This is a genomic window from Enterococcus sp. DIV0724b (assembly GCF_050531475.1).
Classification (GTDB): domain Bacteria; phylum Bacillota; class Bacilli; order Lactobacillales; family Enterococcaceae; genus Enterococcus_L; species Enterococcus_L haemoperoxidus.
The window spans coordinates 1,420,879-1,443,772 of sequence record NZ_CP172890.1; the positions used below are offsets into that span (position 1 = coordinate 1,420,879).

19 protein-coding genes and 1 pseudogene are annotated in these 22,894 nt (G+C 34.8%); 16 read left to right on the plus strand and 4 right to left on the minus strand.

The window, feature by feature from the left end:
• Positions 1 to 31 precede the first annotated feature (31 nt).
• Positions 32 to 871 (minus strand): Cof-type HAD-IIB family hydrolase, encoded by an 840-nt coding sequence (locus tag IGJ02_RS06605; RefSeq protein ID WP_010761036.1) that lies wholly within the window; start codon positions 869 to 871, stop codon positions 32 to 34.
• 26 nt (positions 872 to 897) lie between these two features.
• Positions 898 to 1,281, minus strand: a complete 384-nt coding sequence (locus IGJ02_RS06610; protein ID WP_010761037.1) for a VOC family protein — start codon at positions 1,279 to 1,281, stop codon at positions 898 to 900.
• Positions 1,282 to 1,903: 622 nt separating this feature from the next.
• Between IGJ02_RS06610 and IGJ02_RS06615 the strand changes: the two genes are divergently transcribed.
• From IGJ02_RS06615 to IGJ02_RS06690, 16 genes and pseudogenes are all read left to right on the plus strand, one after another.
• Positions 1,904 to 3,406: an Lsa family ABC-F type ribosomal protection protein gene (locus IGJ02_RS06615; protein WP_430603749.1), complete on the plus strand. Its 1,503-nt coding sequence runs from the start codon at positions 1,904 to 1,906 to the stop codon at positions 3,404 to 3,406.
• Between the two features lie 134 nt (positions 3,407 to 3,540).
• The gene (locus IGJ02_RS06620; protein WP_430603751.1) at positions 3,541 to 3,696 is read left to right on the plus strand and encodes a hypothetical protein; all 156 of its coding nucleotides are present in this window, start codon (positions 3,541 to 3,543) and stop codon (positions 3,694 to 3,696) included.
• 323 nt (positions 3,697 to 4,019) lie between these two features.
• Positions 4,020 to 6,152 (plus strand): hypothetical protein, encoded by a 2,133-nt coding sequence (locus IGJ02_RS06625; RefSeq protein ID WP_430603753.1) that lies wholly within the window; start codon positions 4,020 to 4,022, stop codon positions 6,150 to 6,152.
• A gap of 202 nt (positions 6,153 to 6,354) precedes the next feature.
• Positions 6,355 to 7,056 (plus strand): DUF969 domain-containing protein, encoded by a 702-nt coding sequence (locus IGJ02_RS06630; protein ID WP_010761041.1) that lies wholly within the window; start codon positions 6,355 to 6,357, stop codon positions 7,054 to 7,056.
• Complete coding sequence (locus IGJ02_RS06635) at positions 7,053 to 7,997, plus strand: DUF979 domain-containing protein (protein WP_430603755.1); 945 nt, start codon at positions 7,053 to 7,055, stop codon at positions 7,995 to 7,997. The genes IGJ02_RS06630 and IGJ02_RS06635 overlap by 4 nt, the downstream gene beginning before the upstream one ends.
• Before the next feature lie 114 nt (positions 7,998 to 8,111).
• Positions 8,112 to 8,756, plus strand: coding sequence for a pyroglutamyl-peptidase I (gene pcp / locus IGJ02_RS06640; RefSeq protein WP_430603757.1), 645 nt, complete (start codon positions 8,112 to 8,114; stop codon positions 8,754 to 8,756).
• A 174-nt stretch (positions 8,757 to 8,930) separates the two neighbouring features.
• Positions 8,931 to 10,091: a hypothetical protein gene (locus tag IGJ02_RS06645; RefSeq protein WP_430603759.1), complete on the plus strand. Its 1,161-nt coding sequence runs from the start codon at positions 8,931 to 8,933 to the stop codon at positions 10,089 to 10,091.
• Between the two features lie 8 nt (positions 10,092 to 10,099).
• Positions 10,100 to 10,717, plus strand: coding sequence for an MptD family putative ECF transporter S component (locus tag IGJ02_RS06650; protein ID WP_430603760.1), 618 nt, complete (start codon positions 10,100 to 10,102; stop codon positions 10,715 to 10,717).
• Positions 10,692 to 11,390: an energy-coupling factor transporter transmembrane component T gene (locus IGJ02_RS06655; protein ID WP_430603762.1), complete on the plus strand. Its 699-nt coding sequence runs from the start codon at positions 10,692 to 10,694 to the stop codon at positions 11,388 to 11,390. Before IGJ02_RS06650 ends, IGJ02_RS06655 begins: the two co-directional genes overlap by 26 nt.
• Positions 11,387 to 12,814 (plus strand): ABC transporter ATP-binding protein, encoded by a 1,428-nt coding sequence (locus IGJ02_RS06660; protein WP_430603763.1) that lies wholly within the window; start codon positions 11,387 to 11,389, stop codon positions 12,812 to 12,814. The genes IGJ02_RS06655 and IGJ02_RS06660 overlap by 4 nt, the downstream gene beginning before the upstream one ends.
• Positions 12,815 to 12,827: 13 nt before the next feature.
• On the plus strand, positions 12,828 to 13,163 hold the full coding sequence (locus IGJ02_RS06665) for an antibiotic biosynthesis monooxygenase (RefSeq protein ID WP_010761048.1): 336 nt from the start codon (positions 12,828 to 12,830) through the stop codon (positions 13,161 to 13,163).
• Positions 13,164 to 13,345: 182 nt separating this feature from the next.
• A complete protein-coding gene (locus IGJ02_RS06670; protein ID WP_430603766.1) occupies positions 13,346 to 15,973 on the plus strand; it encodes a glycoside hydrolase family 38 C-terminal domain-containing protein in 2,628 nt (875 codons plus the stop codon).
• Between the two features lie 21 nt (positions 15,974 to 15,994).
• A complete protein-coding gene (locus tag IGJ02_RS06675; RefSeq protein ID WP_430603768.1) occupies positions 15,995 to 17,317 on the plus strand; it encodes a PTS sugar transporter subunit IIC in 1,323 nt (440 codons plus the stop codon).
• An 89-nt stretch (positions 17,318 to 17,406) separates the two neighbouring features.
• A complete protein-coding gene (locus tag IGJ02_RS06680) occupies positions 17,407 to 18,204 on the plus strand; it encodes a MurR/RpiR family transcriptional regulator (RefSeq protein ID WP_430603769.1) in 798 nt (265 codons plus the stop codon).
• Between the two features lie 13 nt (positions 18,205 to 18,217).
• Positions 18,218 to 19,489, plus strand: coding sequence for a glycoside hydrolase family 125 protein (locus tag IGJ02_RS06685; protein WP_430603771.1), 1,272 nt, complete (start codon positions 18,218 to 18,220; stop codon positions 19,487 to 19,489).
• Between the two features lie 10 nt (positions 19,490 to 19,499).
• Positions 19,500 to 20,860: pseudogene (locus IGJ02_RS06690) on the plus strand (glycoside hydrolase family 1 protein).
• A 157-nt stretch (positions 20,861 to 21,017) separates the two neighbouring features.
• On the opposite strand, the gene IGJ02_RS06695 reads toward IGJ02_RS06690, so the two are convergent.
• Both IGJ02_RS06695 and IGJ02_RS06700 read right to left on the minus strand, forming a co-directional pair.
• Positions 21,018 to 21,452, minus strand: a complete 435-nt coding sequence (locus IGJ02_RS06695; protein ID WP_010761054.1) for a universal stress protein — start codon at positions 21,450 to 21,452, stop codon at positions 21,018 to 21,020.
• Between the two features lie 145 nt (positions 21,453 to 21,597).
• The gene (locus IGJ02_RS06700; RefSeq protein ID WP_430603772.1) at positions 21,598 to 22,890 is read right to left on the minus strand and encodes a murein hydrolase activator EnvC family protein; all 1,293 of its coding nucleotides are present in this window, start codon (positions 22,888 to 22,890) and stop codon (positions 21,598 to 21,600) included.
• Positions 22,891 to 22,894: the final 4 nt, after the last annotated feature.

The following is a 22,894-nucleotide window of genomic DNA, read 5'->3' on the forward strand; positions in this document are numbered from 1 at the left end:
AGCATGTCAGCTCTTAATCTATTTTTTTACATTATAAAAGTTCTGCTAATGCTTTGGCAATCCCATCTTCGTTATTTGTCAAAGTGATTTTATCCGCAGCTTTTTTTAATTCATCTACGGCATTTCCCATTGCAACACCGATTCCAGCATAGTTGATCAACGATAGATCGTTATGACCGTCACCAAATGAAATAATATGTTCTTGATTGATACCTAAAGGTTTTAATGTTTTTTCTAAGGCGTTAGCCTTGTCAATTCCTTTGTCAGTAAATTCAAAATACATCGGAGCAGAAAATATCCCGCTAACAGTCTGTTCAAAAGGCGCAAGAATTTGTTGCCAATGTTCTTGTAAATACTCTGGCTGAGCTGCTACAAGTATTTTATGCAGCGGAAAATCAACAAAAGATGCTAAATCTGTTTTTTCGCATAACTGGAAATTGCCACCGCGTGATTCATATTCGATAATGTTGAACAACCCATCTGAGAACTCCAAATCCAACATTCCATCAAAGACGTTATTGACATACATATATTCATTTTTAGCAATCATCGGTTTTACATCAAACTGCTTAAGATGTTCCAATATATTTTTACTACTTTCAACAGAAAGAGGTTGGCTGAACAATTCATTTTGTGTACGAACATCAAGTACATGTGCACCATTATACGATACAATCAAACCATTATATCGAGCCATTTCTAGTTCTTCAACATACTTCATCATACCAGGAGTAGGTCTTCCTGATGCTAGAATTACTTTTATGCCATTTTTTTGAGCGTTGATCAAAGCTTCTTTTGTCTGACTAGTCAGTTTTTTATCATCATTTAAAAGTGTTCCATCAATGTCTAAGACGATTGCTTTTATATCCATTCCGATTCCTCCATCTCGTATCTAAATTAAATGGTTAACTCTAAGTGATTTCCTTCCGGATCTGTAATGACAGATTCATAGTACCCATCACCAGTTGTACGGCAAGGACTTAATAAGGTATAGCCTTCTAGAACTAAGATATTTGTTAAGTTGTCGACATTATCCTTACTACCTAAAGAGAAAGCCAAATGAGCAAATCCTAAAATTTCTTCCTCATGATTACGGTGAGTGACGTCATCTCGTTGCATGATCTCAAGTCTAGCGCCATCAGTGAAAGTTAAAAAATAAGAATGGAAGCTTGTTTTTTTGTTATGGTAAAGCTCAGAAGAGGTAGCGTTGAAATAGGTTTCATAAAATTTGCGCATCTTTTCCAACTCTGTTACCCATAATCCAATATGTTCAATTTTCATAAAATACTCTCCTTACTAGATATAATTGATTCAAAAAAATTTATTTACATTGTTAGTATAATGCAAAAGTAGTATTGAAAAAGGGAAAACAGAGAGATTGAAAGAATCTTCTCAAAAATAATGCTCGTCAACCATTAAACGTGATAATTTTTATTCAATAACTAATGATTACGATGGATAAAATCAACGATCGAAAAAGTCTCCTTTAAAGCAGCAAGAATAGTAAATAATTGAAGAGCAAAACCAAATAGTTATGCTTTAGAAACAATCGACATGGAAAGTTCCATCACGTAATGATCATCAGACGGCTTATTCTTACTACTAGCTAAATATAGGAAGTGTGGTAAATGTTTGTTGACAAAGCAAAAAAGACCATGGTATAGTAAATGCAATAAAAAACGAAGTGAGGGATCCGTGCGTTGAAAAATTAAGTCAATTTGTTGAAGCTGCATTCAGACTGTAACTTGAGAATTCTCAAGGGAGCAGTGTGCAGATTTTCAGGATTGGCATTGATTTTTTCAGCGTACGGGTCTTTTTGTGTACTCGTAAACGTCTTGCCGATTCTGTGAAGAACTGAAGGAAGTAGTTATATTCCTTCCGCTTTAGTTAACGAGGTGAGATTATGTCAAAAATTGAAATGAAAAATATAACATTCGGGTATGACACCCAAGGGACTTTACTATTTGATCAAGCAAATCTAAATTTTGATACGCAATGGAAATTAGGGTTGATCGGCAGAAACGGTCGCGGGAAAACTACGCTACTGAAGATTTTACTGAATCAGCTAGAATACAGCGGTCAAGTTAACCATCAGCTAGAATTTTTATATTTCCCACAACCAATTAAAGAGAAACAGCAGTTAACCTATTACGTACTGCAAGAAATCAGCGATTTTGAACAATGGGAAATTGAGCGTGAATTAAATCTTCTTAAAGTTGATCCAGAAATTTTATGGCGCTCATTTGATACACTTTCTGGTGGTGAACAAACGAAAGTGCTTTTGGCACTATTATTCATTGATGAACATCATTTTCCATTAATCGATGAACCAACCAACCATTTAGATATTGTAGGACGCAAACAAGTAGCAGAATATTTAAAAAAGAAGCGTCAGGGATATATTGTTGTCAGTCACGATCGTTCATTTGTAGATGAAGTGGTTGATCATGTGTTGTCGATTGAAAAAAGTCAGTTAGAACTGTATCAAGGAAACTTTACAGTTTATGAAGAACAAAAGAAAATAAAAGATGAGTTTGAGTTTGCACAAAATGAAAAACTAAAAAAAGAAGTTAGTCGTTTGAAAAAAACAGCTGCTGAAAAAGCTGAATGGTCTCGTTCTAAAGAGCAAGATAAATATGGAAAAGCTTCAGAAAAAGGCAGCGGTGCAATCTATGATACTGGCTTCATTGGTGCAAGAGCAGCTCGGACAATGAAACGGGCGAAGACGATCGAACATCGAATGGAAACACAGTTATCAGAAAAAGAAAGTCTTTTAAAAGATATCGAATATATCGATCCACTGACAATGAACTATCAACCAGAACACCACAAGCGATTACTGACAGTTGAGAATTTGACTTTAAGTTACGATGAGCAAAGCTTGTTTCAAGAAATCTCTTTTGAACTAAACCAAGGGCAGCGAATTGCGTTAGCAGGACAAAATGGTTCTGGAAAATCATCGATCATTCGTTTTTTACTTGATCAATTTGATGGTGTAAGTAAAGGTGTAATCACAAGCCCAGATAAATTAAAAATCAGTTATGTTCGCCAAAACTATGAAGATAACAGAGGAACATTACTTGATTTTTCTGAAGAACAAAACCTCAATCACCAAGAATTTCTCAATAACTTACACAAATTAGGGATGGAAAGAGAAGTCTTTCAAAATCGTATCGAACAAATGAGCATGGGGCAACGAAAAAAAGTTGAGTTAGCAAAGTCTTTGGCACAGCCAGCGGAACTTTATATTTGGGATGAGCCGTTAAATTATCTAGATGTTTTTAACCAAGAGCAATTAGAAAAACTGATTTTATCAGTAAAGCCAACAATGTTGATTGTAGAACATGACCAAGCTTTCTTGGAAAAAGTTGCTACTCAAGTGATTACTTTAACTAAAAATAGCTAAAATTAACCTGTCAAACGACTTCAGTTTAGGAATCGTTGGACAGGTTTTTTGGACTTTCTTTTCATTGACAGAGTTAAGAATAAAGGGCATTCTGCAAAAAATCATTCGGTATGTTTTTGAAGGAGATTAAAAAAATGGTGAAAAGATATGATACCGAAGCCATGGTTCAAGATACTGTTAATGAAATGGACGGTTTATCTCGGGAGGCTATTTATCACCATTTTCAATCAAGAGAAGCTATTATTGACGGTGTGTTGAGAAGATTGATTCAAATGTATCCTTTTAGGTAGCCTATTCTTTTACTGTTAGTTGTAACTACTACGTTAGATAAATTGTTTGAACTGCATAAAAAACAAGCATCAGATGTTACTAAAGGAAAAGTTGTTTGGACACTATCGTATCGCTGAAGACTTAAAAAAATTATGAACGAAAAGTAAAGATAAATGGATAATAAGTACAAAGCGTTGTTTTAAGAACAGCAGATTTTTACTTTATTATTTTTATTACGTCCAAAGTACTTTCTAGTATTGTTATTCCTAATTATCTTTGCCATAATAATAGTAGGAGATATATAACTAAATGATCAGGAGAATTGAGAAAGTGAGCTGGGGTTATGAATTGTTGGGAAATTTTAGCGCTAGAACCGACTTCAGATAAAACGAAAGTCAAACAAGCTTATGATGAAAAGGTCAAAATGATCAATGTGGAGGAAGACCCACTCGCATTTCAAAAGTTAAAAGATGCCTATGATTCAGCGATTTTCTTATCTGGTGCGATCATTGAAAGCAATCGGCCAGTAGAACTTGATACTCCTTCAGTTGAAGTAAATGATAGTAACATCGGTACTACGACATTTACTACAGAAGCTGAAACCAAAGCAAATCAAAATGATGTTGAACACTTCATAGTAAAAGAGTCAGCTGTTGAATTAAATAATAAACGGATGCCGTTAAAAGAAGTACAAAAGGCTCTACCTGAAAATGAAACAGAAGAACGGAAACAGACTACTTCTGTGCTGATTTTTAAACAAGAATTAGCAATGATTTACGAAAAAATGGACTTTTTTTCAGATGTCGAAAAATGGACACCTCTATTTTCTAATGAGTTGAAATGGACAAGTGATGAGTACAACGAAATAACAGAAATCATCCAAATATTTTTACAGTCAAATTATCGAGTGCTATCAAGACAGATCATTGTTTATTTTGAAACCTTTTTTGACTTTGATTCACTAGCTAAAGAATATAAAATTGAAGATAATTTCCGATATACTTGGACAAAAATTAAACATGTGCCGCCTTTTTCATTTGATATTTATCAAGATATTCCAAAAGAAGAACGCATTGAGTATTTCACGAATCGTTATGAATTATTTCAAATAGTGGAAGGTGCTGTTGCAAACCAGAGTTCTTGGTTTGAACGATTGAATGCGTGTAAGACAATTACCACGAAAGACTACGATGTGATCAATTTGCAAATCTCGTATCTATTACTAAATGATTTTAGAATGGAACAAGAACAAACAGTCACTGAATTCAAAGTACTTATTGGTGAAGCCAATACTTTAAAAGCAAATAAAACCAGTGCTTTTTTTAATGCCTATTATGAATGGGTTAAACAAAAGGGTTCCACAAATGATGTGTTGATATACAATAACAGTGAGTTAACAATACCTGTAACAATCTTCAAATTACTAATAGGATATGTGTATTTCAGTCTAAGTCGCCACTCTCGTGTAAAGGAATGCTGGGGAGAACTAAGTAAAAAGAACCCTTCATTGTTTAGACCAAAAGAATTAGCTATGCTACAGTTAACAGAACCAATGCGCAGTTTGCCAAAGAAGAAAAAAAGTATGTGGCACTATTTATGGGTTATTTTTCTATTAGTTATGGTTGTTTCTAAAATAAACGGAATTATTTCAAGAGATAACGAACAAAATTCTTATTCTTCAATTCCTGATCTTGAAAGCTCGTTTAGTGGAGAAAATGATTCAGAGTATAGTGATAGTTATGCTGATCTTCTAGAATTGAAAGAAAGTGAAAATATTTATGATCAGTTTATCTATTATTTTTATATTGATCGAGAAGATGAAGAGCGAGCAAATTTTATAGACACAAACTTAGTTGGCCAAGCTAAAGAAAAAGCGCAAAGAGTGATGATTTCTGAATTACCCGAAACGGTGATCGATTCCAGATATGATTTTTATTCTTCACCAGATAATGTAGCAGGCTATGGTCCTGTGACTGCTCTCACTCTTTTAGACGAAGAGGAGCCGTTCATTATACTGCAAGAAGACAAAGATGAAAAAATCTCAAATGTTTTTGGAAACGGTTGGGAAGTACTACCTAAAGAGAAATTTGAAGCACTATGGGCAGATATTCAAGTTCGTCCAATGATGTCTCAAAAATTCTTTGTTGTATATTATTTATTGTCAGATGAACGTAATGAAAATTTAAAAGACAATCCAGAATATGCAACAGAAAATGTAAAGAAATTGCTGGAAAGGAATCGTTCAATGCCGATAGCTCAAGAGTTTGAAGCTGGTACTTGGCAAATCAGTCAAGACGATGAAGATAAGCTATATACGATCATCAACGATAAGGATGACAAACATCGCTTTATTCTGTCTTACGATGATTATGGTCGTTTAGAGCATATTTTCGGAGATGAATGGGAAAAGATCGACGATTTCAAGAAAAAGACAATTTATGATAACGCTGAAGAAGAAAAAATTGGCGTTTATTGATTATTTACTAAAGAGAACTAAAAAAAGTTATGACTGAAAAAATTAAAATTCAGTTGTAACTTTTTTGTGTGATCTAAAGTAAATATTTTTTTTAGAAATGAATCGTATAGTAAAAATTAAAAATAAAACAAATTTTGTGTATAATGAAGAGGTTATTGATTATCAAAATTTAATACAAGTAAAAAAGAAAGAAGTGTGAGCAGTGGAAAATATTCTTAGTTTGCTAGGCGTTCTGATCGTCATTGTCGGTTTTGCAATGAAATTAGACTCGATTTTGATTGTTATGATTGCCTTAGTTGTGACGGCCCTTGTCGGGGGAATTGGTTTAGAAGGGATGTTAGATATATTAGGTACAAGTTTCGTTAGTAACAGAGGGATGGCTATTTTTATTATTATTATGTTGGCTACCGGAACTTTGGAAAGAAATGGGTTAAAAGAATCAGCAGCGTCGTTGATTCGCCGCTTTAAAAAAGTTTCAGCGGGCTTGATTATCGATATTTATGGTGTTTTTCGGATGATTTTTGCCGCATTCAATGTCAGCTTCGGTGGTGTTGCTGGATTTGTTCGTCCCATTATTTTACCAATGTCAATTGGAGCTGTTGAATCTCAAAATTTAGAATTAAACAAAGAATATGAAGAAGAGCTTAAAGGAATGGCTTCAGCAATGGAAAATATTTGTTGGTTCTTTGGACAAGTATTATTTATCGGTGGTTCAGGTGGATTGTTAGTTCAATCAACGTTAAAAGAATTAGGCTATGAAGTGACATTAGTTCAATTGGCAGCAGTTGAAATTCCTGTAGCACTCGTTGCATTGGTTACAGCTAGTATTTACTTTTATACAAAAGACCGTCGCTTGATGAAAAAATATTATGGTGATAGTGAGCAGAAAGGAGACCAATCATGAGCTATTTTATGAATTCAGAAGTGTTACTTGGTGAGAAATTATTAGAAATTTTATATATTTTGATGGGCTTGATTTTGATTTATACTGGTATAAAGAATTTATTTGATAAAAGTAACCCCCATCGTTATGGGACAGGTTACTTTTGGTGTGCCTTAGGGATCGTGATCGCTGGTGGCCGTTTTATGCCGTCTATGATAAGTGGAATCTTGATTTTTTCTATGACGATTCCAGCAATCTTGAAAAAAGTCAGTAAAGGACAAAGTAAGTTGCCGTCTAAAGAATATATGCAAGAAATGTCAGATAAGTTAGGGATGAAAATTTTTGTTCCAGCATTAAGTATTGGTGTATTTGCTATTATCTTTGCTTTATTTACAAAGCTAGGGGCATTGGTTGGAGTTGGAGTTGGTGTTTTAGTAGCAATTCTGATCTTGATGTTTTATTCTAAAAGCAATAAACCAACAACATTTTTAGATGATGCGGCTGACATGCTTGGAACCGTGGGACCATTAAGCATGTTACCAATGCTTTTAGCGTCATTAGGAGCGGTTTTCACTAGTGCAGGCGTTGGAACAGTGATTTCTTCTGCAGTCGGAACGATCGTACCGCAAGGAAATGTTGTACTGGGCATTATTATCTATGCTTTTGGGATGATGCTATTTACAATCATCATGGGGAATGCGTTTGCCGCGATTACTGTGATGACAGTGGGAATTGGCGCTCCTTTTGTTTTAGCCTATGGTGCAAATCCAGCATTGATCGGTATGTTGGCATTGACTTGTGGGTATTGTGGTACATTATTAACACCAATGGCTGCCAATTTTAATGTCGTTCCAGTCGCAATGTTAGAGATGAAAGATAAATATGGTGTCATTAAAAACCAATGGTTTATCGCGATCTTTATGTTTGTATTCCAAGTTGTTTATATGATTTTATTTAAATAATCGGGTAGCTAGTTTTACAAAGAAACAGGTTAGCCAATTTATGAGTTGATTTCGTTTAGTACAACGACATGAGCTAGCGATTACACTATAGTTTAAATTAGGAGGAGACTTACAATGAAAGTTTTAGTCACAGGTTTTGATCCATTTGGTGGAGATTCTGTTAATCCAGCATATGAAGCAGTTAAAATGATTCCAGATGACGTGGCAGGAGCCGAAGTCATCAAATTAGAAATACCGACAGTTTTTAAAGAAAGCGGTGAAGTATTAGAAGCTGCAATCAAAGAGCATAATCCTGATATTGTGATTTGTGTGGGACAAGCAGGTGGACGGAGTGCTGTTTCATTTGAACGGGTAGCAATTAATTTAGCGGAAGCAAGAATTCCTGATAATAAAGGGAATCAACCGATTGGTTCAAAATTGGAAGTGGATGGAGAAACAGCATATTTTACAACATTACCAATCAAAGCAATGATGAAAAATGTGCAGGAGCATGGCTTACCAGCATACATCTCTTATACAGCAGGAACGTTTGTCTGCAATGATATCATGTACCGCTTGTTATATATGATTGATAAAGAATTTTCAGGCATTAAAGGCGGATTTATCCATGTACCATTTGAACCAACTCAAGTAGTCGATCGTCCAGTTGGAACTCCCTCAATGCCGATCAAAACGATCGCGGATTCACTGACTTACGCAATTGAAGCAGCAGTTACAACAGAAGTGGATATTGAGGAAAATACGGGAACGACACATTAGAATTATTGTTGAATAGATATGGAAGAGTTTGAGATAAAAGAGTTATTTTTGTCTCAAACTCTTCTGTTTTACTTATTAAATCGAACGAAAGACAAAAAGATTCAATCTGCTGATAATGATTCTCATTATCATTTTGTTGTGATATACTAACACAATAAGGAAAGGAGTGATTCAATGAAAAAAGTACAACTAAATGAATTTTCAATCAACTATGATATTGTACAAACGGAGCAATGTCCTGTGATGCTCGATGAACAACTATATATAGAAGACAAGAAATTGCCACGTTATTTTATTGGTGAAACAACCATGACATTTTTTGATTTCTACCATGCTGATAGCCCAGATTTTCAAGAAACTGATTATCGGTTATCAGAAAGATTTCTGCAAATTATCGGTAGATTTCCTCATACAAATCAGAAAAAAATTGCATTAAATGAGAGCGAGAGCTATAGTATTAAACAAGTACCTGTTTACGTCACGGCGAAAGATTATATTTTAGCTGAAAACAACCCTGAAAAATATGCAAAATTCAGAGAAAAAATGACAATGATCCAGTCATTGACTCCTATAATTGAAGATGAGGCAGAATTAGTTGTCGGCTACAAAAGAAAACGTCTATTATTAGATGGTACATACGGTTCCAGAGAATTACTTGAAAAAGGCCAGGAAAAAAATGTTCAGGCCATTCAAGAGAAATTAGAATATGTGAATGAGATGTATTATTTTGCACATTATAGTTATGCTGCAATGGTTCAATTTTTACCTGAATATGATATTACAACCTATGATCAGTTTCACGAAGCATATGGAAAGTTTGTCTACAGTTTTACGATTACTAAAAACGGTAAAACCATTCCACTTCTATGGCCGGATTACTTGTATCACAAGCCAGAAAATCATTTAGAGTTCGGACTTTTAGCAAATACTAGACAACCAAGGTATTTACAATTTGATGAGTGGGAAGCAAAAGAGCCAATAATGATTGAGATATTGGCCGATGGTTTTGAAGATGTTCGGTTTGAAACACACTTAAAACAGCCTATGAATGTTCAACCGAAATTATCTAAATCGGAATATACACTAGGTGAGACGATATGTCTGTCACTTGATTCAGGGTTAGTTAAAGAGTTAGCCAAACAAGAAGCTAAATTTGAGTTATATAAAACCAAAAAGACTTCAGAAAACGGTTATTCATTAAACTATGAATTATTGGAAGAGCAATTGTTGATGCCAAGTGCACAATTTGAAAAAACAGGCCGTTATCAGTTAAAAATTACGAGTGACGTATATGGTCAGCTATTATTTTTATTTACAATAAAACAAGAAGGGTAATTACAAGAATGAAAAAGTTAAAAATACAGGATTTTATTTCTATCGGCATTTATACCGCTATTTATTTTTTAGTCGTAACGATTGCAATGGTCATTTTACGATTTACAGTTCCAGCCTTTAATTCAATTCTTATTCCGAGCGCTACAGCACTTTTTGCAGGGATTGTTTATCTATTGGTGATCCACCGCATTCCTCGTTTTGGAGCGATTACGATCATGGGTAGTGTGATGGGGCTATTCTTTTTAATTTCAGGTCATTTTCCGTTATCATTTTTACCTAATATCCTTTGTGCGGTAGCGGCTGACTGGATTCAGTATCACACAAAACTATCTGAAAAAATTCGAACAATGGTCAGTTACACTGTGTTTAGTTTTGGTTTGATGGGACCTGTACTACCATTGTGGTTTATGAAAAATGCTTATATTGATTCATTGGTGGCTCGTGGCAAAGATGCAGTTTACATCGATAAAGTATTTGCACCGATCACAACAACAACCTTTTATGTTTGTGTTGCAGCTGTCATTATCTGTAGTATTTTAGGCATAATGATTGGACAAAGGATTTATGAGAAGCACTTTGACAAAGCTAAAGGAAAAAATTATGGAAAAAACATACGTAACGTTTGATCCCAGAAGTAAACTTTGTACGATTTTATTTGCCAGCTTTTTATTGATGTTTCCATTACCATTTAAAGCAGAAATTTTATTTGTGACGCTCTTGTATGGATTATTTATTTTAAATGGTAGTCTAAAAAAAGGCACGATTTTTTTTAGTATTTTTTGGTTGCTTGTTTTAGGAGATTATTTATTATTTCCTTATATCGATAATGGTTTTGCGGCGTTCTTTGATTTTTTATTCGTAGGGAATCGGCGGATGCTACCAACGATTATGGCGGCAGCTTTTGCTATGAATCGGACAAAAATTAGTGAATGGATTGCGGCTTTAAAAAAGTGCCATGTGCCTTTTGGTCTAATTATCCCCTTAACGGTGCTATTTCGATTCTTTCCTACACTTTTTCAAGATTTTAGAAGCATTCGCAATGCGATGAAATATCGTGGGATTGCTGTTTCTACGATTGATTTGTTCCTTCATCCATTTCAAACGATGGAGTACATTATTGTACCAATCTTGATGTCGGCAGAAAATACATCGTTAGATTTATCTTCGGCGGCATTAGTGCGTGGGTTAGGAAACCCCCAATCGCATACCAGTGTCTATGAGATTCGTTTAAAAGTTCAAGATTATTTATTGATTGGTACATTGATTCTTTGTGGCATTGTTAGGAGGTTGATTGAATGATTGATTTACATGATGTGACGTTTGCTTATGAAGATCAGGAAACGATCATCCAAGAAGTAGAATTACAAGTCAAATCGGGTGAGTTTATCGTTTTATGTGGTAAAAGTGGCTGCGGTAAATCGACGCTTTTAAGAATTCTAAATGGTTTGATTCCTGAATTATACACTGGAGAATTAACGGGAACAGGTTCTGTTTTAGACCAAGAGTTGTTAACAAAAGAATTTAATGCGTATGTGCGTGATATTGGGGTTGTGTTTCAAAATCCAAAGACACAATTTTTTACGAGTGATGTATATTCTGAGTTGGCATTTGCGATGGAAAATTATGGCATACCAAGAGAAGAAATGATCCGTCGAATCGATGAAATAACCAGTTTGTTCTCGTTAGAAGAATTTTTAGAACGAAGTATGTTTCATTTATCTGGTGGTCAAAAGCAATTGATTGCTTTTGCTTCTGCCAGTATGCTGAAGCATCGTTTATTTTTATTAGATGAACCGTCAAGTAATTTGGATGAAGCAACGATTGAGCAATTAAAAGCCTACTTGCAAGTATTGAAAAATCAAGGGATGACGATCATTGTATCTGAGCATCGTTTGTATTATTTGACGGATCTGGCAGATCGCTATTTAGTTATGGACAAAGGACATATCGTTAAAGGGTATACAAGTCAAGAAATGAGAACGAAATCCTCTTTAGAAATCAAGGAAATGGGGTTACGTTCTCTTGAACAAACATCTCTTAAAAAAGTTGTAGAACCAGATAAAACTGAAGGGAAACTGACTTTAACATGTGTGGGGCTAGAGTTTCATTATCGCAAACAATCATCTGTGCTGAAAATCCCTTCACTAACCTTGAATAGCTCTTATATTACTGGAATTATTGGGCATAATGGTGCAGGCAAATCAACGTTTTCAAAACTTTTATCTGGATTGATCAAACCAAAAGAAGGCGTGATTAAGTTAAACGAGCAAGTCATGAATCCAAAAGAGTTGATTAAGGAAAGTTTTGTCGTGATGCAGGATGTTAATTTACAATTGTTTTTTGAAACAGTTGAAAAAGAGATAAGCTTGAATGCTAAAAACACAAATGAGTTTGATAAAATTGTCGCTATGCTGAATTTAGAACCACTTTTATGTCGGCATCCGCAAACCTTATCAGGCGGCGAAAAACAGCGAGTTGCAATTGCAAGTGCCTTATTATCAGGGAAAAAAATTATCATATTTGACGAGCCAACAAGTGGGTTGGATTTGATGCATATGGAAGAGGTCAGTAACACGATACGTTGGTTGCACCATGAAAATATTTTAGTTTTAGTGATTACGCACGACAAAGAGTTTCTCAATCAAACCTGTCAGCGAATCCTTCATTTTGAAAAAGGAAATAGTATCGAAGATTACTTTATTGAACCAACTATAAAAGAATAATGGAGGCAAAGATATGTACATTGTAACCAATACGATCCAGACAGAAACGGACCATTCTCAAAAAATCATTCAACAATTCACCGCAGGGCATACCAAAGAAAGTATGGAAGCTGTGGAAGGATTCTTGAATTTCCAATTAATGCACCGTACATTGCCAGACAATCCCGAGGTTACTGAACTGGTTGTTTTAAGCCGCTGGACGTCAAAAGAGCATCAAAAAAATTGGGTGAAAAGCCAATCATTCAAAAAAATGCATCAAAAGAAAGAACCCAAACAAGAATCATCAAACGAAAAAAAACGTCCTGGTATTATTTCAAGTACAATCGCTGAATATGAAGTATTAACATAAGCATACAAAAAAAGATTTCTGTTAGAGCATACTGGCAGAAGTCTTTTTTTTTGTCTCTTTTGATAATATTTTCATGAAATGTCCACAAAATAGAAAATAGTTGAAAATATTACCGAAATCGTTTTCTTTTTAAGTAATTCAGAGTATATTAAGTGTGAACAGTGATGGAAGGAGAATTTAAAATGAAGAAGATACATGTCGTCGCTCATACCCATTGGGATCGTGAGTGGTACTTTAGTGATAATGAAGCGTTTATACAATTTTCTTATCATATGGACGAGGTGATTTATGCATTAGAAAAGAATGAATTAGATTACTATTACTTGGATGGTCAATTAAGCATTATTGATGATTACTTAAAAGTTTATCCTGAAAAAGAAACAAAAATCAAAGAATTAGTTGAAGCAAACAAATTATTTATCGGTCCTTGGTATACACAAATGGATGAATTTGTAGTGGCTGGTGAATCAGTCGTCAAAAATTTACAAATCGGAATCGATATGTCGAAACGATTAGGTGGACACACTTCACTGGGCTATCTTCCTGATTCATTTGGACAAGGTAAAGATATGCCGAAAATCTATAATGGTTTTGGTATCACAGATGCAGTATTTTGGCGGGGAATGCCTAATGAAGTCACAAAAAGTCGTGAGTTTTATTGGGCAGCCGAAGATGGTTCAAAAGTATTAACGATCAATATTCGCAATGGTTATTATGCAGGAGTAGCACTTGTTGAAGGTGAACTTTATCAAAAAAAAGCGATGCTGGAACTTGTATCTGAGGATAGTGCAACTGAGATAGTAACATTACCAGTTGGCGGAGATCAGCGCGCAGTGGATCGAGATTTAAAAGCAATCATTCAAGATGTAAATGAACAATTCGGTACAGAATACAAAATCGAAGAAAGCAATTATCCCCATATTTTTAATTTATTAAGAGAGAAAACAAATGAATTACCTACCGTTCAAGGTGAGTTTATGAGTGGTAGTGTTTCAAAAATCCACCGTTCAATTTATTCGTCAAGATATGACTTAAAAAAATTAAATGACACAATCGAAAATCGCTTGATTTTCCAATTAGAACCATTAATGTTGATGGCCGATGATTTAGGGATTCCATTTAAACGAGAACTACTAGACTATATTTGGAAATTGTTATTGAAAAACCATGCTCATGATAGTATTGGTGGATGTAATACGGATAAAACGAACGAAATGATTTTAGCTAGGTACAAAGAAGCTGATCAATTATCCTATTCGACGATCGACTATTTAGTAAGAAAAATTTCTGAATCAATTCAAGGAATCAAAGAAAATGACTTGATTTTATTTAACACATTACCTTACACAAGAACCGATCCGTATGTGGTAGAAGTAAGTACGAAACATGAGAAAATAAGGTTGTTTGATGAAATGAACAATGAAGTAGATAGCCAAATCTTGTCTACAGAAAAGGTGTATGCTGGTGAAGTAAGACGCTCAGAAAGCGATTATGATGAAGCAAAATATTACTATATCCACAAAGTAAGTTTTAGAAAAGAAACCAGACCGCTTGGCTATACGATCGTAACCGTGAAGGAACAAACTGGATCAAATTCTAGCGTTATAGCATTGAATGTAGAAGATAAACATATTGAAAATGAGCTGTACAAAATATCCTTTTCAAAGGGTAAGTTTTCTATTTTAGTGAAGAATCAAGGCAAAACATATGAAAACTGTTTATATATGGAAGAGTCAGGGGACGAAGGGGATACGTATGATTATTCACCTGCCTATCATGATAAAGTCTACCAGCTAAACTTTGATACGACAGATATTACTGTTCAAACAGGAGCATTTTTATCTACGATGACCTTAAATGGTCAGTGGTCATTGCCAAAAGACCTACATGCTAGAAAAGTGGGCGAATTAAATGTTCAAATCGATTATACCTTTACATTGTCATTAAGCAAAGATTCTAAGCGAATCGATATGAACGTTAAACTTAATAACCAAGCCATGGATCACCGTATGCGCCTAGTTGTAAAAACACCAGTTAAAACTCAAGTCAGTTACGCAGACACCTTATTTGGAATTGTTGAAAGAAATAACCAAGACCCTCATATTCATGATTGGAAAAAACTTGGTTGGAAAGAAGAACCAACTGAAATTTATCCGATGATTCACTATTCTACTATTCATGACGACACTTCTAGTTGGTCAATAATGAGTAAAGGAATCAAAGAATACCAAGTAATTGATAGCAGTCTGTATATTACCTTGTTTAGAGGTGTAGGATTTTTAGGCAGACCAGAGTTATTAAGAAGACCAGGAGATGCTTCTGGGAATCAATATCGTTATATTCCAACTCCAAATAGTCAATTATTAGGAAACTTAGAAATGTCATTATCTTTGATCATAACGGATGATTTTGATCCAGCTATGATTCAAAAAGAATACCAAATATACTCAGTAACAAGTCCATATTATCAAGTTCAAACGCTGAATCGATTCACTAATCCAATTCAATATTTCCAAAGTAATAAAGTTGACCAATTGAATTCTTTAAAAGAATTTATCGATTTAAACAATTCAAAATTGGTATTTAGTGCATTGGAATTAAGTCGGGATGGTCAATGGGTCAATATTCGTTTGTATAATCCATCATTAACAGAGGCAGTCACAAATGAAAAAATAACTTTAGCAACTGAATCTACTGTTCGTTTTGTTGATTTAAATGGTGATTTACTTGAATCATTAGGTAAGTTAAAGGAAGTTTCATTAGGGACGTTTAAACCAGGAGAAATTAAAACTGTTTCAATAGAAAGATAATAAGAGAAAGGTCGATTTAAGATGAAAATAAATATCGAGAAAATTCAAGAACCATTATTAAAAATCGCCAATAAAGTAGACAATAATAGTGTCTTACAAGCAATCAAAAATGCGTTTATCAGCAGTATTCCATTTACAGTGGTAGGATCATTTTCTAACTTGATCAAGATGCAAATCGATGCATTTTTTGGGGAAACAGCGATCGGTCAAACCGCCTCTGCAATTTTTGGAAATGTCTATCTAGGAACGCTTGGAATCGTTGCGTTATTGATTGTCTTTTCTACAGCTTATAATTATGCAAAAGAGTTGATGAAAAAACATCCAGAAGCCAATATCAATCCACTGTTGGCAACATTATTAGCCTTTGCTGCTTATTTTGTTATGGTCCCTAACAATGTGAATTTTGCAGATAGTTCTGCGGATATCGTTCAAGGCTATGCAAATAATTTCTTCAGTTATGAAGGGATGTTTACAGCGTTGATCGTTGGATTACTGGCAGTATTTCTTTATTCGATTTTGGCAAAACATAAAATTGCGATTAAACTTCCAGGAAATGTTCCGCCAAATGTCTTTGATTCTTTCTTTGCTTTGATTCCAATTTCGATTGTATTATTAGTTTGCTCTGTGATGAAAGTGGTAATCGAAGCGTTTGATTTTAATTCCTTTATGGATATGGTTAGCCAATTATTTGTGCAACCTTTGACTTCTGTAGGAACAGGATTACCTGCAATCATTGTTGTTATTTTATTAGAACAAATCTTATGGTTCCTAGGCTTACATGGATTTAATATCGTTTGGGGTGTCGTCTCAGCATTATGGTTGCCAATTTTCTTGGAAAACGTTGCAAAATTTGCAGAAACAAAAAGTTTTGCTGATATCTCCGTAGCACCAAATACGATGACAAACGTATATGCAATGATCGGTGGTTCTGGTGCGACGTTTGGATTGATTTTAGCTATCTTGATTTTTACACCGAAAACATACAGTGGACGCGAAGTAGCAAAACTTTCCTTTATTCCTGGATTATTCGGAATCAATGAGCCGATTATTTTTGGATTTCCAATCGTACTTAATCCATTGATGTTTATTCCATTTGTATTTGTACCAGTTTTTAATGCAATTGTCGCTTATATCGTGACAAAAATCGGCTGGGTCGTGCCACTTGTTGTGCTAAATTCAGGAAATGAACCAATCTTTATCAGTACTTGGATTTTAGGTGCATTCCATTTGAGCCCTGTGATTTTAACTGCTGTATTAGTTGTTTTAGATATATTCATTTATGCGCCATTTGTACGTATGAATATGAAATTTGATGAAAGCCAATTGCTTAATGCACAAGATTAGTAAATACTCATAGATAACAAGAGGCAAACTGAGCTTGAAAATAGCTCAGTCTCTTGTTTTCTTTACTATAATGAAAGGTGTGATCAAATATGGAAAGTTACATTGAACTAATCATTCAAGCAAACCAAAAGAAGTTTACCGATGTAGAACGTGTGATTGCACAGTATTTTCTTGATGGAAATAAAGAGCTGGGCATTCAAGAGCTTGCTAAAAAACTTAGCGTGTCGAATTCATCGATCACCCGATTTTGTAAAAAAATTGGTTTAGCTAATTATAAAGAACTGATTTACTTATATAAATATTCCAGTAAAGGGGCAAAAAATCAAAATGATTCAAGTATTAGCTATGTGAATTTGAATTATTCTTTGTTGCTTAATGATATTATCGAGAAACTTGATAAAGAAGAAGTCAAAAAAGCAGCACTAATGATCGATGCTGGACGGATCATTCATTATTGGGGAACAGGTTATAATGCTTTTTGCGGAGAAGATTTTCAGTTTAAATTCTCGCGACTTGGAAAAATTGTCAACGTGATCAAAGACGAGCATTCGATTTCGATGATGGCTCACGGAGTACAACAAGGTGATCTTGTTGTTGTATCTTCGATTTCTGGTGACAATGAAGCAATTCAAGAAGCAGTAAAAACTGTCTCTGAGAAAAATGCTAAAGTGATCGTAATCACAGCCAACGAAAAAAGTCCGTATAAAGAATTTTCTAATGCCTTTTGCTTAACAAGTTCTATGGGGAAAAAGGATATGGGCGGAATATCACCTCAGATTCCTGTACTGACAGTGATTGATATTTTATATACAGAAATTTTGGCGATGTATCATGAAGATACGATCAAGTCATGGATCAAATCAGAAGTGATCTTAAGAGGAAAGTAAAAGGAGAATTAGCATGGGTATAAACTATTCAAAGTCGGTAATCGAGCATATAAAAACAGAAGTAGCAAAACGATCTAGTAATCCTAGATGGAGTGAAGTATTCTCAAATTGTTTTGATAATACCATAGAAACAACCGTAAGAACAACTGCTAAGGATACCTTTGTCATTACTGGTGATATTCCAGCGATGTGGTTGCGAGATTCATCTGCTCAAATCAAGCCTTATTTAGTCGTAGCAAATGAAGATGATACAATCAAACAACTTATTTGCGGATTAGTTGATCGCCAAGTAAAATGCATCTTGATCGATCCTTATGCCAATGCATTTAATGAAACTGAAAATGGTCATTGCTACCATCAAGATATAACAGAAATGAACGGCTGGGTTTGGGAACGAAAATATGAAGTGGATTCTTTATGTTATCCAATTGAATTAGCTTATTTATTATGGAAAAAAACAGGAGAAACAAAACATTTCACTAGTGATTTTAAACGTGCGGCTGAAACAATTATTGGTGTTTTTAAAACAGAACAACATCATGAAACGTCACCTTATCGTTTTGAGCGTTTTGATGAAAGACCAGAAGATACGCTTTCTAACAATGGGCTAGGTGAACCATTTGGATATACCGGCATGACGTGGTCTGGTTTTCGACCGAGTGATGACAGCTGTACATATAATTATTTAATTCCAGCCAACATGTTTGCTGTCGTTATTTTAGGGTATTTAGAAGAAATTTCTAAGGAGATTTACGGAGACGATTTACTAGCAAAAAAGGCTAATCAGCTGAAAAAAGAAATTGATCAAGGTATTTCTAAATGGGGAATCGTTGAGCATCTAGGGAGAAAAGTTTATGCTTATGAGGTAGATGGACTAGGAAATTATCTCTTGATGGATGATGCGAATGTACCTAGTTTATTAGCCGCACCTTATTTAGGGTACTGCGAAATTAATGATACTGTTTACCAAAATACCCGAGCGCTGATTTTATCTGAAAAAAACCCCTATTACTATGAAGGAACTGAGCTAAAAGGTGTGGGAAGTGAGCATACGCCTAAAGAGTATGTCTGGCCGATTGCATTATGTATCCAAGGATTAACGACGGGGAATCGATCTGAAAAAGCGGCACTTTTAGATACACTAGTTCAAACTGAGGCCGGAACAAACCATATGCATGAAGGAATCAATGTGAACGATTCAAATCAGTATACTCGTGAATGGTTTTCTTGGGCGAATATGATGTTTTGCACGTTGCTTTTAGATTATCTAAAAATTAGTGAATAGGAGAAAACCAATGAAAAAATTTCCAGAGTATTTTTTATGGGGAGCAGCAACATCTGCTCCGCAATCAGAAGGTTATAGTTCTTTAAATGGAAAATCTCCATCTACTTGGGATAAATGGTACGAAATGAATCCAGAGAAATTTCAAAAAAATCAAGGACCGGAGCATACATCAATGATGTATGAAACCTACGTTGAAGATATTAAAAGAATGAAAGAAATTCATATGAACTCCTTTAGGACTTCTATTGCATGGACTCGTTTATTGCCAGATGGTAAAACTATCAATCAAGAAGCAGTTGATTTTTATCGTAACTATTTCTCTGAATTGCGTTCAAATGGTGTAAAACCGATCATTAATCTATTTCATTTCGATATGCCATGGTGGCTGATGGAAAAAGCTGGCTGGGAAACACGAGAATCAGTGGATGCCTTTGCATTTTATGCGAATACTTGTTTTGAATTATTCGGTGATTTAGTGGAGCGGTGGACAACCTTTAACGAGCCAGTGGTTCATGTGGAGTGTGGTTATCTATATGGCTATCATTATCCTGCAATCATTGATTTGAAAAAAGCAGCCATACATTGATGGCACACACAATGGCAGTTAAAGCCTTTAAAGATGGCCATTATTCAGGAGAAATTGGTATTATTTTAAATGTATCTCCATGCTATCCTAAGAGCCAATCGGAAGAAGACTTGAAGGCTGCAGAACTTGCAGATTTATTGAACACGAAAAGCTTTTTAGACCCAACCGTTTTAGGAAAGATTCCTGAAAAATTGATCGAATGTTTGATTGAAAATGAGTTGCTACCGAAAGTAAAAGAGCAAGATCTACAACTGATCCAATTAAACATAGTTGATTTTATTGGCATGAATTATTATCAACCGCGTCGTGTTCAAGCACCGATTAAAGTACACAAACCAGCGATTTCACCGGCTGATTTTTACGATCATTATGATTGGCCAGATAAAAAAATCAATCCCTATCGAGGATGGGAAATTTATCCTGAGGCATTGTATGACGTTGCCATGATGATAAAAAATCAATACAACAATATAGCTTGGTATGTGTCAGAAAATGGGATGGGGGTAGCTGAAGAAGACCGTTTTCTAGATGAAAATGGAATGATTCAAGATGATTACCGGATCGAATTTATGAAAGAACATTTGGATCAGTTGTATAAAGGAATCGAAGAAGGTAGTAATTGTTTCGGGTATCATTCTTGGACCTTCGTTGATTGTTGGTCTTGGTTGAATGGCTATAAAAATCGATATGGATTTTACCGTTTGGATTTAAATAATAATCAGCGTTCTTTGAAAAAAAGTGGACTTTGGTTTAAAGAACTGATTGATCAAAATGGATTAAGTTAAAATGTAATGAAATTGAATAAAGGATTTATTTATAGGTTTATGTTAATTGAAAAATTGATGGATTAATATAGAAAAAACTAATACCAGAGGGCAAACTTATCAACGTATGAGTTTGCGCTCTGGTCTTAGTATGTTTAGTTAGCTAAAAACAAAGCAATTATTTTACAACCAGCACATTACAAGGAGCATATTGTACAACATAACTCGTCGTAGTACCGAGCTGATTGGATTGAATCATCCCTTTACCAGTAGCTCCGATAATAATTAGATCAATTGATTGATTGGTAGGAACAACAGAAGAAATCATTTCTTTTGGATTACCAATTTCAACAAGCGGTATCACATCGTCTAAACCTTGTTCAGTGGCATAATAAATATTTTTTAGCAGTTCTTTTTCAATCGCTTCCTTTTCTTCAGAGAGCACTTTCGAATACGCATAAGAACTATGACTGATTGCATTTTCGTCAACAACAGATAATAAATATAAGGTAGCATCTTTTTCTTTTGCAATAGCAACACCATATTGTAGCGCCAACTCAGCATTTTTAGATCCATCAACAGCAACTAAGATGTTTGAGTAGTTATTGATCATTTTAATCAGCACCTTTCTTTATCTAACTTTATTATATCATGTTCGTTAACAGAGGTTAAACAAATCGATGAAAGGAAAGAATAATCAACTTTAAAAAAACGATAAGAAGTCAGAAAAAATCTGATTTCTTATCGTCGAATGATTGTTACAAACCAAGGAATGGTGCTGGATTAACAAAGCCACTCCATAATCCTGTTGAAATACTAAAATGTAAATGGACACCAGTAGAATTTCCAGTTGTTCCCATACCGCCTAGATTTTGCCCAGCGCTCACGCTTTGTCCTGCTGAAACACTTAAACTACTCATGTGTAAATAGTATGAATAGTAGCCATTATCATGCTTGATTACAACATGATTTCCAGCCATACCACTATAATTAGCACTGACGATTTCACCTGATCGAGCAGCCATGATTGGTGTGCCGCTGGCACCACCAAAATCAATGCCATCGTGGAAACTACCTGAGATTCCAGTAGGATCTTCACGGCCGCCGAATCCACTTGTAATAGTTAAATTTGCAACGGGAGCAGACCAACCACCGGAAGATGCTGGAGGAGTCGGAGCTTGTTGAGTGTTGTCAACGGCATCGTTAGTGCCAGTATCAGGTGCAGTTACTAATTTTTCTTTTTCAGGTATTTGAGCAGAAGCTGCTTGTTTTGCTTTGGTTTGTTCTTCAGCCTGTTCTTTGGCTTGTTTTTCAGCAATTGCCTTAGCTTGTGCTTCTTTTTTCTTTTCTTCAGCAATTGCCTTTAATTGGGCTTCTTTTCTTTTTATAGCTTCTTCTTTTTGTTTAACAAACTTATCTTTTTCAGCCGTTTCACTTGCAAGATTTGCAGCAATCTCATTGATTTTTACATTCTGCTCAAGTTTTGCTTCAGCTAACGCGGCTTCTTTTTCTTCAAGCTCTTCGGTCTTTTTCTCAAGTGATTTTAATGTTTCTGTTAGTGATATCTTTAATGTATCAAGTTCTTTTTTATCATCTTTTTGAGCGGTCAAAATATCGTTATTTGCAGTGACTAACGTATTAACAGCTATTGCTTTTGTAATGGCATCAGAAAAAGATTCAGCACTTAATAACACAGTCAGCATCGATTCTTGCTCATGATTAGTTTGAGTGGTTCTAGCTTGAGCTCGTAACTGTTCATTTCTTTTTTTGATTTTTGTTTCTAAATTTGCAATATCTGTATTCAATTTGTTCATTTCTTTTTCATGTTTTTGTTTTTCAGAGAGGACTGTTTGATACTCTGTTTCGATCGTTGTGATCTCAGTTTCTAAAGTAGCTAAATAGTCTTTGGCATCTTTTTCACTCTTTACGATATCTTCGATTTTCTTGGTTTGATTTTCGATTTTTTGATCGATATCATCAGCTAATACGCTCATTGGGGCAGCGTTTACTAATAACATAAATGAAATTGTAACCAGTAATTTTTTCTTCAAGTTG

Excerpts from the sequence above, each read along its gene's own strand:
- IGJ02_RS06680 (WP_430603769.1), top strand. The coding sequence starts at position 17,407 with ATGGAAAGTTACATTGAACTAATCATTCAAGCAAACCAAAAGAAGTTT.
- IGJ02_RS06615 (WP_430603749.1), top strand. The coding sequence starts at position 1,904 with ATGTCAAAAATTGAAATGAAAAATATAACATTCGGGTATGACACCCAA.
- IGJ02_RS06635 (WP_430603755.1), top strand. The coding sequence starts at position 7,053 with ATGAGCTATTTTATGAATTCAGAAGTGTTACTTGGTGAGAAATTATTA.
- IGJ02_RS06665 (WP_010761048.1), top strand. The coding sequence starts at position 12,828 with ATGTACATTGTAACCAATACGATCCAGACAGAAACGGACCATTCTCAA.
- IGJ02_RS06675 (WP_430603768.1), top strand. The coding sequence starts at position 15,995 with ATGAAAATAAATATCGAGAAAATTCAAGAACCATTATTAAAAATCGCC.
- IGJ02_RS06650 (WP_430603760.1), top strand. The coding sequence starts at position 10,100 with ATGAAAAAGTTAAAAATACAGGATTTTATTTCTATCGGCATTTATACC.
- IGJ02_RS06695 (WP_010761054.1), bottom strand. The coding sequence starts at position 21,452 with ATGATCAATAACTACTCAAACATCTTAGTTGCTGTTGATGGATCTAAA.
- pcp (WP_430603757.1), top strand. The coding sequence starts at position 8,112 with ATGAAAGTTTTAGTCACAGGTTTTGATCCATTTGGTGGAGATTCTGTT.
- IGJ02_RS06605 (WP_010761036.1), bottom strand. The coding sequence starts at position 871 with ATGGATATAAAAGCAATCGTCTTAGACATTGATGGAACACTTTTAAAT.
- IGJ02_RS06625 (WP_430603753.1), top strand. The coding sequence starts at position 4,020 with ATGAATTGTTGGGAAATTTTAGCGCTAGAACCGACTTCAGATAAAACG.
- IGJ02_RS06655 (WP_430603762.1), top strand. The coding sequence starts at position 10,692 with ATGGAAAAAACATACGTAACGTTTGATCCCAGAAGTAAACTTTGTACG.
- IGJ02_RS06685 (WP_430603771.1), top strand. The coding sequence starts at position 18,218 with ATGGGTATAAACTATTCAAAGTCGGTAATCGAGCATATAAAAACAGAA.
- IGJ02_RS06660 (WP_430603763.1), top strand. The coding sequence starts at position 11,387 with ATGATTGATTTACATGATGTGACGTTTGCTTATGAAGATCAGGAAACG.
- IGJ02_RS06620 (WP_430603751.1), top strand. The coding sequence starts at position 3,541 with ATGGTGAAAAGATATGATACCGAAGCCATGGTTCAAGATACTGTTAAT.
- IGJ02_RS06610 (WP_010761037.1), bottom strand. The coding sequence starts at position 1,281 with ATGAAAATTGAACATATTGGATTATGGGTAACAGAGTTGGAAAAGATG.
- IGJ02_RS06645 (WP_430603759.1), top strand. The coding sequence starts at position 8,931 with ATGAAAAAAGTACAACTAAATGAATTTTCAATCAACTATGATATTGTA.
- IGJ02_RS06670 (WP_430603766.1), top strand. The coding sequence starts at position 13,346 with ATGAAGAAGATACATGTCGTCGCTCATACCCATTGGGATCGTGAGTGG.